At 73.1% G+C, this 12,844-nt stretch carries 8 protein-coding genes; 4 read left to right on the forward strand and 4 right to left on the reverse strand.

All coding sequences use genetic code 11. The features are described 5' to 3' along the window. Positions 1–151 precede the first annotated feature (151 nt). The 3 genes from ACFZDI_RS04305 to ACFZDI_RS04315 all read right to left on the reverse strand — a co-directional run bounded on the left by ACFZDI_RS04305 (position 152) and on the right by ACFZDI_RS04315 (position 5,204). Positions 152–1,318, reverse strand: a complete 1,167-nt coding sequence (locus ACFZDI_RS04305; protein WP_391247631.1) for a VWA domain-containing protein — start codon at positions 1,316–1,318, stop codon at positions 152–154. A gap of 139 nt (positions 1,319–1,457) precedes the next feature. Continuing rightward, positions 1,458–3,959, reverse strand: coding sequence for a DUF5682 family protein (locus ACFZDI_RS04310; protein ID WP_391247633.1), 2,502 nt, complete (start codon positions 3,957–3,959; stop codon positions 1,458–1,460). Positions 3,960–4,073: 114 nt separating this feature from the next. Continuing rightward, positions 4,074–5,204: an AAA family ATPase gene (locus ACFZDI_RS04315; protein WP_391247635.1), complete on the reverse strand. Its 1,131-nt coding sequence runs from the start codon at positions 5,202–5,204 to the stop codon at positions 4,074–4,076. A gap of 145 nt (positions 5,205–5,349) precedes the next feature. Between ACFZDI_RS04315 and ACFZDI_RS04320 the strand changes: the two genes are divergently transcribed. Both ACFZDI_RS04320 and ACFZDI_RS04325 read left to right on the forward strand, forming a co-directional pair. After that, the gene (locus tag ACFZDI_RS04320) at positions 5,350–6,705 is read left to right on the forward strand and encodes an SWIM zinc finger family protein (protein WP_391247637.1); all 1,356 of its coding nucleotides are present in this window, start codon (positions 5,350–5,352) and stop codon (positions 6,703–6,705) included. A 230-nt stretch (positions 6,706–6,935) separates the two neighbouring features. Then, complete coding sequence (locus tag ACFZDI_RS04325; RefSeq protein ID WP_391247638.1) at positions 6,936–8,747, forward strand: DUF5691 domain-containing protein; 1,812 nt, start codon at positions 6,936–6,938, stop codon at positions 8,745–8,747. Positions 8,748–9,124: 377 nt separating this feature from the next. Here the strand turns inward: ACFZDI_RS04325 and ACFZDI_RS04330 are convergent, their stop codons facing one another. After that, on the reverse strand, positions 9,125–9,541 hold the full coding sequence (locus ACFZDI_RS04330; RefSeq protein ID WP_234848750.1) for a cobalamin B12-binding domain-containing protein: 417 nt from the start codon (positions 9,539–9,541) through the stop codon (positions 9,125–9,127). 575 nt (positions 9,542–10,116) lie between these two features. Between ACFZDI_RS04330 and ACFZDI_RS04335 the strand changes: the two genes are divergently transcribed. Both ACFZDI_RS04335 and ACFZDI_RS04340 read left to right on the forward strand, forming a co-directional pair. Beyond that, positions 10,117–10,980 (forward strand): alpha/beta fold hydrolase, encoded by an 864-nt coding sequence (locus ACFZDI_RS04335; protein ID WP_361109299.1) that lies wholly within the window; start codon positions 10,117–10,119, stop codon positions 10,978–10,980. Positions 10,981–11,085: 105 nt separating this feature from the next. After that, positions 11,086–12,762 (forward strand): peptidoglycan DD-metalloendopeptidase family protein, encoded by a 1,677-nt coding sequence (locus ACFZDI_RS04340; protein WP_391247641.1) that lies wholly within the window; start codon positions 11,086–11,088, stop codon positions 12,760–12,762. Positions 12,763–12,844: the final 82 nt, after the last annotated feature.

Genomic DNA, 12,844 nt, shown 5'->3' on the forward strand with positions numbered 1-12,844 from the left:
GATCCTCGCACGGGAGTGCTCAGTTCGCGCAAGCCCTTGCTACCCATGGAGCGTCATGTCCGTCACCGATGGGTCGTCATGTCCGTTGTGCTGCCACGCGTCGGACGACGATGCATCGACAAGTCGTCATCTGCCCTCCTGACCAGCCCCCTCAGGCCGCGTCCGGTATCGGCAGCGGCCGCTTCTCGATCGCCGCCGCCATCACCTCCGGGAACAGATCGGGCGTGCACGCGAACGCCGGTGCTCCCAGCGCCGCGAGCGCGGCGGCGTGTTCCCGGTCGTACGCGGGTGCCCCCTCGTCCGAAAGCGCCAGCAGCGTCACGAACTGCACGCCCGATGCCTTCATCGCGGAGACCCGTTTGAGCATCTCGTCGCGGATGCCGCCTTCATAGAGGTCGCTGATCAGCACGACGACCGTCTCGGCGGGCCGGCTGATCTGCGACTGGCAGTACGCGAGCGCCCGGTTGATGTCCGTGCCACCGCCCAGCTGTGTGCCGAACAGCACGTCGACCGGGTCGTCCAGTTGGTCCGTGAGGTCGACGACCGCCGTGTCGAAGACGACGAGTCGCGTGGAGATCGTCCGCATCGAGGCGAGGACCGCTCCGAACACCGATGCGTACACCACTGATGCGGCCATGGATCCCGACTGGTCGATACAGAGGATGACCTCCTTCTTCGTGGACCGGGTAGCACGCCCGAATCCGATGAGCCGCTCCGGCACGATCGTCCGGTGCTCGGGCAGGTAATGCTTGAGGTTGGCCGCGATGGTGCGGTTCCAGTCGATGTCGTGGTGGCGGGGCCGGTTGATCCGGGCGCTGCGGTCGAGCGCACCGGTGAGCGTGGCCCGGGTGCGGGTGGCGAGCCGCTTCTCCAGGTCCTCGACGACCTTGCGCACGACGGCCCGGGCTGTCTCCTTCGTCGTCTCCGGCATCGCCTTGTTGAGTGACAGCAGGGTGCCGACGAGGTGCACGTCGGCCTCCACCGCCTCCAGCATCTCCGGCTCCAGCAGCAGCGTGGCGAGCCCGAGCCGGTCGATGGCGTCGCGCTGCATGACCTGCACGACGGACGAGGGGAAGTAGGTCCGGATGTCCCCGAGCCAGCGCGCCACGGACGGCGCCGACGCCCCGAGCCCCGCCGAACGCTCCCGGCCCCCCGGTGCTGTGCCGTCCTTCCTGCCGTAGAGCGCGGTGAGCGCTCCGTCCATCGCGGCGTCCCGGCCCGACAGCGCGCAGCCGGTTCCGTCCGCGGAGTCCCCTCCGAGCACGAGCCGCCAGCGCCGCAGCCGCTCCTGCGCCGGGTCCGTTGCCTCAGCCGTCATCCCCGTCCCCCCTTGCGAGGCCGTTCCCACAGCGGGATCACCGGCACGGTCGTCGCGGGCCGTACGTCCACCCGGAGCCCGCCCGTCGCGGAGTCCCCCGCCGCCGGCGTAGCCGTCCGCTCCCTCACTGCCACGGTCGTCATCCCGTCACCCCCGCCAGGTCGTTGTTCGTGTTCTCGTCCACGTCGTCAAGCCCCAGCAGCAGCCGCACGACCGGCAGCACGGCGTCCGCGCGTGCCGTGTCGAGGTCGGCCGCGAAGCCGGGTATCCCCGCGCCGGCGGCGCTCGCGCCACTCCCGGCCCCCGGCCCGCGCCGGACCAGTTCGCCGAGGGTCCGGCGCACCCCCGGTTCGTACGCCGAGAACGTCCGCCGCAGCAGGGGCAGTACGTCTGTGAAGGCCTCGGCCGGCACCCCGGTCAGCCACGCGTCGACCAGGGCGAGCAGCCGCTCGTCGTGCACCAGGAGCATCCCGCCGCCGGAGCCCCCTCCGACGAAGCCCTCGATCCAGGCGGCCGCGTCCGCCGGAGGAGTGCCCGGTGACAGGACGAGTCCCATCAGCACGGCAGCCTCGTCCTGGGCCAGTTCCCCGTCGTCGAGCAGGAGGCGCACGGCCCGCCCACGGATCACCCCGGGCACGGTGTCTCGCCCGGACAGCACGCGAAGCACCGACTGCCAGCGGCTTCTCAGCCGGCCGTGTCCGGTGGCGGGGGCGTCGCCCAGGAGACCGACGGCTCCGTGCACCGCGTCCACATGGCGCCGCATCTCCTCCGCGGCGTCCGCGTCGAGCGCGGCGCAGGCCGGGGGAAGGCCGACGAAGACCCGCTCGGCCAGTCCCGCGGCGACCTCCGCCAGGGCACCGGTGTGCGTGCCGCGCACGTCGCCGTAGCGCAGGGAGCGGACCAGGGCCGGGAGCGCCTGGGCGAGGTGGCCGACGTCGGTGTCGAGGGCCGCCCGGTCGGCGAGGACCCGCATCACCGTCGGCAGCGCGTCGGGCAGTTCGGCCAGCAGGCAGCGCTCGGCGAGCGCGGTGACGTCGGCGAGGGCCTCCGCGGTGACGGCGTCCGCCTCGGCCTTCGCGGTCGCGGCGGACAGGACGGTCGTCCCCCACACCCCGGCTTCGGCGACTCGCACGGACAGCTCGGGTTCCCAGCGCAGCCGCCAGGTCTCCCGGAACGTGCCGGTGCTGCCGCGTGAGGCGGCCGGTTCGCCCCAGGCGATGCCGAGCAGCCGCAGCCGGTGCAGCAGTCTGCTGCGGGCGGCGTCGTTGTCCTTGCGCAGGTCGAGCTCCAGCTCCCGCTCCAGCGCCTCCGGCTTCAGCCGCAGCCGGCGTTGCAGCGCGGTCAGGTCCCGTTGCAGGGGCACCGCCGGCGCCGACGGGGGCACCTCGCCCAAGACGTCCCCCACGACCAGCCGGTCCCGCACCAGCGCCAGCGGCACGTCCGAGCCCTCGCACATCACCGCCCGCACCGCGTCGGTCGTCTCGCTCAGGCCGGGCAGCGGACGGCCGCGCATCGCTGCGAGCGTCTCGGCCAGCCGCACCGCCTCGATGACGTGCGCGGAGGAGACGATCCGGTCCTCTTCTCGCAGCAGCCCCGCCACCTTGGTGAGCCACCGCTCCACCGGCCGGTCCGGGGCGCTGAACAGGTGCCCGTACCAGCCCGGGGAGTCGATGCCCGCCCCGTACCCGCTCGTCCGGGACAGCCGGCGGTGCGTCCACGGCACCCAGGTCATGTCCGTCTTGACCCGGGGCAGCCCTTTCAGCAGCGCCTTGTCGGCGGCGACGGTGGTCTTCTGCCGCAGCGCGGGCACGTGCCACGCTCCGCAGACGACGGCGACGCCGTCCTCGAACTCCCGCTGCGCGGCCCGCACCTGGAGCCTCATGTACGCCTCCCGCACCAGGTCGCGGTCGTGCCCCCCGCTGCCATAGGCCTCCCGCAGCGCACCCATGGCCTCCTCGAGCGCGGTGAACGGCGCGAGCGCGTCGCCCTCCCCCGCGCCCCGGTGCTCCACGACGTCCTCCCACCACCGCTCCGGGTCGTCGTAGCCGGCGGCTTCGGCGAGTACTCCCAGGGGATCGATCCGCAGGTCCGCGGGATCGGCTGCGTCAGCGGTGTCGGGCGAGTCGGCGGGGTCGGCTGAGTCGGCGGGCTCGGCGCCGGTGTCGTCCGCTGCCGCCTCCTGGGCGTCGAGCGGTCGTTCGCCCTCCGTCGCCGCCTCGTCCTCCTGCCGTCCCCAGGCCAGCGTGTGTGTGGCCGGCAGGTCGATGAAGCGGGCCGGGACGTCGTGCTCCAGGGCCCAGCGCAGGGCGACCCACTCCGGGGAGAACGCGGCCAGCGGCCAGAACGCCGAGCGGCCGGGCTCGTCCACGGCATGGGCGAGCAGGGCGACCGGCGGCCGCATCTCTTCGTCGGCGGCGAGCGGGATCAGCGCGTCGGCCTCGGGCGGGCCTTCGATCAGCACGACCCCCGGCCGGACCTCCTCCAGAGCCGCCCGCACCGCCCGCGCGGACCCCGGCCCGTGATGCCGCACCCCGAGCAGCACCGGACCCGACCCGGCGCGCCGGCCCACGGCCTTCTCCCCAACGGTCACTTCACGCCCCCTGCCGTCCCGCTCGTCCGCGGCCCTTGCCTCACCGGTCACCTCATCCCCCTCCCGTCCCGCACGCCCCGTCTCCCCCCGTTCCGGACCGACCGACGACCGCCGTACCGACCGACGACCGACGGCCCGGGCACCGGGCTCCCGGGCCGGCATCCCTCACCCGCTCACCTCGCGGCAGGCCCGGTAGAAGTCCTTCCAGCCGTCGCGCTCGCGGACCACCGTCTCCAGGTACTCCTGCCAGATGACCCGGTCCGCGGCCGGGTCGCGGACCACCGCGCCGAGGATGCCCGCGGCGACGTCGCCCGGGCGCAGCACGCCGTCGCCGAAGTGGGCCGCCAGAGCGAGTCCGTTGGTGACGACCGAGATCGCCTCGGCCGTGGACAGCGTGCCGCTGGGCGACTTCAGCTTCGTCCTGCCGTCGGCCGTGACACCGGCGCGCAACTCGCGGAAGACCGTGACGACCCGGCGGATCTCGGCGAGCCCGTCGGGCGCGGCCGGCAGGTCGAGGGAGCGGCCGATCTGGTCGACGCGCCGCGAGACGATGTCGACCTCCGCCTCGGCGCTCTCCGGCAGCGGCAGCACCACCGTGTTGAACCGGCGGCGCAGGGCGCTGGACAGGTCGTTCACCCCGCGGTCGCGGTCGTTGGCCGTGGCGATGAGGTTGAAGCCGCGGACCGCCTGCACCTCCTGGCCCAGCTCAGGTATGGGCAGCGTCTTCTCCGACAGGATCGTGATGAGCGTGTCCTGCACGTCGGCGGGGATGCGCGTCAGCTCCTCGACGCGGGCCGTCATGCCTTCCGCCATGGCCCGCATGACCGGGCTGGGCACGAGGGCGTCGCGGCTCGGGCCGTGGGCGAGCAGCTGCGCGTAGTTCCAGCCGTAGCGGATGGCCTCCTCCGGGGTGCCGGCGGTGCCCTGCACCAGCAGCGTGGAGTCGCCGCTGACGGCCGCGGCCAGGTGCTCGGACACCCAGGTCTTCGCCGTGCCCGGCACACCGAGCAACAGCAGGGCCCGGTCGGTGGCGAGCGTGGTGACGGCGACCTCGACGATGCGGCGCGGGCCCACGTACTTGGGACTGATCACCGTGCCGTCCGGCAGCGTGCCGCCGAGCAGGTACGTCGCGACGGCCCACGGCGACAGCTTCCAGCGGGCCGGGCGCGGGCGGTCGTCCTGCGCGGCCAGCGCGACGAGTTCATGGGCGAAGGCGTCCTCGGCGTGCGGTCGCAACGCCTGGGTCGATACCGTCTCCCCCGCTTCGACGGACGTCGGCTCCACGGACACGGTCATGGCAAAGTCCCCCTCCAGCTCGGCCGGTTCGGATCTGGCACCAACCTTGCACCACACCACTGACAATCCGTCACGACCTGCGGAAACGCCGTGCCGGAGCCTCTCGCGGACCCGATTGTCAGTGGCGGGATCTACCTTCGATGACATGACTCAGCAGGGGGTGCGCTGGACGGCGGACCAGGTGCTGGCACTGGCACCTGACGCCGCATCACGCAAAGCGGGAAGCAAACTCGGCGCGGCCGGGCCGTGGTCCGAGGCGGGGTGTTCCGACGAGGGGACGGTGTGGGGGCTGTGCAAGGGCAGCGGAAGCAAGCCGTATCAGACGGTCGTCGACCTCGCGGACGCCGCGGGCCCGGCCTACAAGTGCACTTGCCCGAGCCGCAAGTTCCCGTGCAAGCACGCGCTCGGGCTTTTGTTGCTCTGGGCCGCCGACGACACGGCGGTGCCGCCGGGGCAGGCCCCGGAATGGGCCGGGGAGTGGATAACGGGGCGGCGCGGGCGCACCGCGGCGAAGGAGGCCGGCGAGCGTTCCGGCGCAACGTCGGGGTCCGCTGATCCGGAGGCCGCGCGGCGCCGGGCGGAGCGCCGGGCCGAGCGGGTCACGGCGGGTGCGGTGGAGCTGGAGCAGCGTCTGGCCGATCTGTTGCGCGGCGGCCTGGCGACCGCGGAGCAGTCGGGGTACGGGCTGTGGGAGGAGACGGCGGCCCGCATGGTCGACGCCCAGGCCCAGGGCCTGGCGGGCCGGGTGCGGGAACTGGGGGCGATACCGTCCACGGGCCCGGGCTGGCCGGTGCGGCTGCTGGAGGAGTGCGCGCTGCTGCATCTCCTCGGGCAGGGCTGGCTGCGCCGCGAGCGGCTCCCGGACGGCCTTGCCGCCACGGTCCACTCGCGCATGGGCCTGCCGGCCTCTGCCGACGGTCCGCCGCTGCGCGACCGCTGGCTGGTCCTCGCCCAATACGACACGACGGACCCGCGCCTGACGACCCGGCGGATCTGGCTGCACGGCACCGACTCGCAGCGCACCGTGCTGCTCCTCTCCTACGGCGCCGCGGGTCGTGCCCCGGAGCTGGCGCTGCCGGTGGGACTGGCCCTGGACGCCGAGGTGTGCGCGTACCCGGGCGCCGGGCAGGCGCGGGTGTCCCTGGGTGAACAGTTCGCCCCGCCCGCACCCGCGCAGATACGTCCCCCGGGGATGACGACGTCCCGGGCCGCGGCCCGTTACGGCGACGCCCTGCGCGACGACCCGTGGCTGGAGTCCGTTCCGGTGACGCTGGACCGGGTCGTTCCGGTACCGGACGGCGACTCCTGGCAGCTCGCGGACGCAGACGAAGACACGGCGTTGCCGCTCAGTCCCGGGGCGCGCTCCCGGCCGGGCCTGTGGCGGCTCGTCGCCCTGTCGGGCGGGGCACCGGTCAGGGTCTTCGGCGAATGCGGCCACCAGGGCTTCACCCCGCTGACGGCCTGGCCGGAGGGCCCGGGTGACGCGGTCGCGCTGTGCTGATCCGGTGACGGCGGCTCAACCCACGGCCCTCCACCCGATCCGCCCATCCAAGACAGCCCCCTCTGCCCATACCGGAACGGTCCCCGCCGCCCATCCCCGGACAGCCCCCTCGGCCTATCCCGAGACCGTCCGCCTCACCCTTCCCACCAACTCACGCATCTTTCAGGCATCACGGGACAACCGGTATGGACGAGCCTTCAACCACCGGGCGCCCCGCGGAAAGGAAGCTCATGACCAGGACCTCCACTCCTGTGGACGCGCCCGGCGCGGACGCGTGGGAGGGGCTCGTCACCACCGCGCTGCTCGGCACGGCCCGGCGCACCCCGCCCGGTGTCGCGCCGGGCCCGGGCGCACCCGCGGCCCTGCTGGACGCGGCGGCCGTGGAAACCGTGCGACGGCGGGCCGGTCTGCGCCCCGCGCGGGCCGCCGAGCGGCCGCAGCCGGCTCCGCGGGACACGCGTCCGCCGTTGCCGTCGGCGGCCGCGCGCAGACTCGCGATGCTGCTGGCCGACCGCCCCGGCCCCTCCGGCGGCGGCCGGCGGGGCACCGCACCCGACCTCACGGAACTGCTGCCGCAGTGGCTCGCGGCGGCCAACGCCCGCGGTTTCGCGCCGCCTCCCCATCTGCTTCCGGCGTTGCTGGACGCGGCCCGGGGGCGTACCGACCTGCGTCCGGCCGCCCTGGAGTTCGCGGGGCCCCGGGCCCTGTGGCTGGCACGGCTCAACCCGGACTGGCGGTTCGCCCTGCGCGCGACCCCGGGCGGGAGCGCCGCGCTGCCGCAGCCCGAGGACGACGACAGGGTGCAGCGGCTGTGGCAGGAGGGCCTGTTCGCCGAACGCGTTGCCCTGCTGTCCGCCTTGCGCTCCCGCGAGCCGGCCGCCGCGCGCGACCTGCTCGCGACGACATGGTCGACTGAGCGGGCCGAGGACCGGCTGATGTTCCTCGACTCGCTGCGTGCGGGCCTGGGCCCGGACGACGAGCCGTTCCTGGAACAAGCCCTGGCCGACCGCAGCCGCAACGTCCGGGCGACGGCGGCGGAACTGCTGTCGGCCCTGCCGGGTTCGGCGCTCGCCGCGCGGATGGCTGCCAGGGCGGCGGCCTGTGTGGCCATCGACCACCTGCGGACGGCCCGGCCTCGAAGGCCCGGCACCGGGGACGAGGTCCTCGGCGAGACGGCGGGGACCACATCGGCCACGGAAGCCACCGCAGCCATGGAAACCACGGCAGCGGAGGCCAAGGGATCCACGGGAGCCACAGGAGCCACAGAAAGCACAGGCGCCCCCACGACCGTGGGGGCCACGGCAGCCGGGAAGGCCACCCCGACGATCGCCGTCGAGGCGCCGCACGAGTGCGATCCGGGCATGGAACGCGATGGCGTCGTGGCGAAGGCCCCCGCGGGGCGCGGTGAACGCTCCTGGTGGCTGGGCCAGTTGGTGGAGGCGGCACCGCTCGGGACCTGGTCGCGGCGGCTGGGCGGTCGCACGCCCCAGGAGATCGTGGCGCTGCCGGTGGCGGACGACTGGCAGGGCGAACTGCACGCGGCATGGTGCCGGGCGGCGGTGCGTCAACGGGACGCCGAGTGGTCGCGTGCGCTGCTCGGCGACCCGTCGGCGCCGGAGGCGGGCGGTCCGGGAGCCGTGTCCCTCGCCGAGCGCGCCAAGCTGCTCGGCACGCTGGGCACCGCCGAACGGGCCGAATGGGTGGCCGGTTTCATCGGCACGCACGGCCTGTCCGAGGCCTTCCAGTTGCTCGGGGTGTGCGCGGTGCCCTGGGCGGGGCCGCTCGGCCGGGCGGTGGTGGACGCGCTCAACATCGCTCGGGACGCGGGGAGTTATCCATGGAGTTTCAGCGGAGTGATGGGGCTGGCGGAGCGTTGCCTGGACCCGTCCGAGGCCTCCCGGCTCGATGCCCTGCTGGCCGTACCCGACGAGCCGGAGAACGCGTCCCCGGGAGCCGGCGGCTACTGGGCGGAGGCCTTCCAGCGCCTGGTCACGACCCTGCGTCTGCGCGCGGCGATGGCCGAGGAGCTGGGGGCGGTCTGACGCAGGCCGGCGCCCGCGACGCCGGACACGACGGCGATCCGGCCGACGGCCCCGACAGCACACCGGCCGAGTACCGCCAGACGGCACCCGCCGCCGGGCCCCACCGGAGGCCCGGCGAAGCGCCACACCAGGAGCCCGGAGAAACGCACCACCCGGAGCCCGGCGAAGCGCACCACCCAAGGCCCGGCAAAGCGCCACACCCGGAGCCCAATGAAAGGCACCACCCAAATCCCGGCGAAGCGCATCACCCAAAACCCGGCGATGCGGACCGCCCGGAGCCCGGCCAAGGCCGCCACAAGGACCCCGGCGGCAGGCACCCGGCATCAGATCTAAGTCCCCGCGACCGGCAACGCCCCCTGTGCCGGAGCGCCGCAGGCCTACGCCTGCGCGGGCTGGCGTGCGTTCGTCCGGACCCAGTCCACGATGGACGCCGTCGTCGCGCCGGGGGTGAAGATCTCCGCGACGCCCTTCTCCTTGAGCAGGGGGATGTCCGCCTCGGGAATGATCCCGCCACCGAAGACCAGGATGTCCTCCGCGTCCCGCTCCCGCAGCAGGTCGATCACCGCCGCGAAGAGCGTGTTGTGCGCCCCGGAGAGGATGGACAGCCCGATCGCGTCGGCGTCCTCCTGGATCGCCGTGTCGACGATCTGCTCGGGAGTCTGGTGGAGGCCCGTGTAGATGACCTCCATGCCGGCGTCGCGCAGGGCCCGCGCGATCACCTTGGCCCCGCGATCGTGGCCGTCGAGCCCCGGCTTGGCCACCACCACGCGGATCGGACCGGCTGCCACACCCATCACTGCCTCCATGAAGCGACTACATCCATCCGTACCGACAAGTACCGCACACATCGGGCAAGCCGTACACGCCGCACCGCACGGACACCCCGCCCCGAACCGGCCGGGCAAGTGAACGAACGTTATCTCCAGGATCCCGTAACCGGCAGTTTCGCGGTGGATACCGAGGGGGAAATCACACGTTGGGACAAGCGCAAGGGGAGCCGCATCGGGACTGCCGTACCGCCGCACCACCCACACACCGCGGCGGCAGGGCACCTCGGCGAAGGCGAACAGGGCACACAGGGCACGCACCGCACGTACCGCACGCACAGCGCACCGGGCACGCACCGCACGCAGGGCAGACACGGCGCACGGGCGGGGAGCCTCGTCACCCCACAGATCGGGGACCCCCGTCGCACCACCGGCGTCACACACGCCACACGCCACGCTCTACCCCAGCAGCTCGGGCGACTGATGCGGCTCACGCGGCTCACGCCGCTCTCGCGGTCGACGCCGCCCGTCTTCGCAGCTGCTTCCCACGAGGGCACACGGGGGGCGGAGCCGTCCTGTCGTGTACCGACAGGAGGTCGGCCATGAAGGTCACCAGGGCTGCTCTGCCCTTTCTTCCGCTCTGCGAGCGCCTGCTGCCGGGCCGGCTCGCGGGACTCTCCATGGCCCTGCTGAAGGCCACCGCCCTGGAGATCGCGATCCTGGCCGGGCATCTCCTGCTCTACCCGTCCGGCATCACCCAGGAGCGGCGCATCCCCGCCCCGGCACTGCCCGCGGACGGCGCCGCCCAACTGCCCACGCAGGCCAAGCCGCCGGTCCTCCTGCTGCACGGCTTCATCGACAACCGCTCGGTCTTCGTCCTGCTGCGCCGCAGCCTCGCGCAGCACGGCAGGCAGCGGATCGAATCCCTCAACTACTCACCGCTGACCCGCGACATACGCGCCGCCGCCGAACTGCTCGGACGGCGCGTCGAAGAACTCTGCGAGCGCACGGGGGCCGAGCAGATCGACATCGTCGGGCACAGCCTGGGCGGCCTGATAGCGCGTTACTACGTGCAGTGCCTCGGCGGTGACCGGCACGTGCGGACCCTTGTCACGCTCGGCACGCCGCATTCGGGGACCCGAGTGGTGCCCTTCGCCGACGCGCACCCCATCGTGCGCCAGATGCGCCCCGGCTCACCGGTGCTCGAGGAGCTCGCGGCGCCCGCCCCTGACTGCCGTACGCACTTCGTCAGCTTCTGGAGCGATCTCGACCATGTGATGGATCCGCTGGAGACGGCCCGTATCGACCATCCCGACCTGATGGCGGAGAACGTGCGCGTGACCGGCATCGGTCATCTCGCCCTGCCCGTGCACCCCGCCGTCGCCAACGGCGTACGGCAGGTCCTCGACACGGCCCTCCCGGGTGAACCGTCCACCGAACACACCGACGGTCTGACAGTCGCCTGAGACTCGTCATACAGCGGACACTCAGCGAAACAGCAGCGATCAACCTCGAACAAACTTCGAACACAGGGCCAAACCCGTGCCCGCCGTCCGCCAAAACACGGCCGAATGCCCGTTTCCTGCGCGCGCGAAACCTGCCGAAGATTGTCGTGCCCGCGTACCGCCGGGTACAGTCGCCGCACTGCTCTGGCAGCCCCTGTTGTCGAGGCGAAAGAGAAGTTGGTGAACGACCGTCACCCGTCGGGGACCATGACCCCGGCTCCGGCTTCCGACGCCGCCTCCGCGCACTACGCGTCGTACAACACCCAGGAAGCCCAGTACGGCGACTTCACCACGTACGGCGACTACGCCGCCACCGGATTTGACGCCTCGGGTACCCACGGCGCCGGTTTCGAAGCCACCGGGCACACCACCGCGAGTTTCGCCCACGACCCCCTCTTCGGCGACATGACGGGTGCCGGCCACGACTCGGGGACGTACGACACCGGCCACTGGCCCACCGGAACGCACGAGAACGCGCACTACGACGCGTACGCGGCCCAGCACCACGCCGCCTACGACACCGGTGTGTACGACACGACCTCCTGGTCGGCCGAGCAGCAGCCGATGTCGGCCATCCCGTCCCAGAGCCCGTCCCCCGACGCCACCGGACAGTGGGAAGCCGGCGCCTGGCTCCAGCCCGACCAGTCCGGCAACCCGGCCGACCACACCCAGCAGTGGGACTGGGGCACGCAGACCTTCGACACCGGCGCCTACGACGCGACCCAGTGGAACTCCGACGGCACCCCCGCACCGGCCCCCGACGCGTACGAGCGCCCTGCCGACACCTTCGACCAGCACGGGACGACGGCCTTCGACCAGCTGGAGACCGCGACCTTCGACCAGGTCACCTACGACGAATCCGCCGAGGCCGGCTACCACGGCCCCGACGCGGACGGCGACAAGCCGGGCTCCACCGGTGAACTGCCCGTCGTCGCCCCGCTCCTGGACGGCCAGGAGGACGTCGCCCCGGCCCCGTCCTCGCGGGCGGCCGCGCGCGCCGGCTCCCGCTCCCGCCGCCGTACCCCTCCCAAGCGCTCGGCGCTGATGACCATCGCGGTGCCCTCGGCGTGTGTGATGGGTGTCGCCGGGATCGCCGCCGCCTCCGTCGGCAGCTTCGGCGACGACAGTGCCGCGGAGGCCCGGACGACCGCGGCGGACGCGCAGCCGGTCAAACCGGCCGCCGCCAACAACAAGCTGGACACCCAGCTGCAGAGCCTCTCCGCCGGTGCCGACGACTTCGCCGACCGGGCCAGCCGCACGCAGGAACGCATCGACCTCAAGGCGCAGCAGGCGGCCGAGCGGAAGCGGGCGGCGGAGGAGGCGGCCCGCAAGGAGCGGCTGCGCCCCAAGTTCGCTCTGCCGGTCGCCCGGCACGGACTCAGCGCCTACTACGGCCAGTCCGGCATCAACTGGATGTCCCTGCACACCGGCATCGACTTCCCCGTCTCGTACGGCACGACCGTGATGGCCGCGACCGACGGCACCGTGCGCACGCAGTGGAACAGCGCGTACGGCAACATGCTGATCCTCACCGCGAAGGACGGCACGGAGACGTGGTACTGCCACCTCTCCACGTACACGGTCCCCTCGGGTACGACGGTGAAGGCCGGGGATCCGATCGCGCGCTCCGGCAACTCCGGCAACTCCACCGGCCCGCACCTGCACTTCGAGGTGCGCCCGGGCGGCGGCTCGGCGATCGACCCGCTGCCGTGGCTGCGCAGCCACGGCATCGACCCGTCGTAACGTCCCGGCAGCCGCGGCTCCCACCCGCACCCGGTCACGTCCCGGCAGCCGCGGCCCGACCGCACCTAGTAACGCCCCGGCT

The sequence above is a fragment of the Streptomyces sp. NPDC007907 genome (assembly GCF_042959365.1).
GTDB classification, from domain to species: domain Bacteria; phylum Actinomycetota; class Actinomycetes; order Streptomycetales; family Streptomycetaceae; genus Streptomyces; species Streptomyces indiaensis.

Bases quoted from the DNA above. Each gene is read 5' to 3' on its own strand.
- ACFZDI_RS04340 (WP_391247641.1), top strand. From the start codon at position 11,086: ATGCCCGTTTCCTGCGCGCGCGAAACCTGCCGAAGATTGTCGTGCCCG.
- ACFZDI_RS04320 (WP_391247637.1), top strand. From the start codon at position 5,350: ATGACTCAGCAGGGGGTGCGCTGGACGGCGGACCAGGTGCTGGCACTG.
- ACFZDI_RS04305 (WP_391247631.1), bottom strand. From the start codon at position 1,318: ATGACGGCTGAGGCAACGGACCCGGCGCAGGAGCGGCTGCGGCGCTGG.
- ACFZDI_RS04335 (WP_361109299.1), top strand. From the start codon at position 10,117: ATGAAGGTCACCAGGGCTGCTCTGCCCTTTCTTCCGCTCTGCGAGCGC.
- ACFZDI_RS04315 (WP_391247635.1), bottom strand. From the start codon at position 5,204: ATGACCGTGTCCGTGGAGCCGACGTCCGTCGAAGCGGGGGAGACGGTA.
- ACFZDI_RS04330 (WP_234848750.1), bottom strand. From the start codon at position 9,541: ATGGGTGTGGCAGCCGGTCCGATCCGCGTGGTGGTGGCCAAGCCGGGG.
- ACFZDI_RS04325 (WP_391247638.1), top strand. From the start codon at position 6,936: ATGACCAGGACCTCCACTCCTGTGGACGCGCCCGGCGCGGACGCGTGG.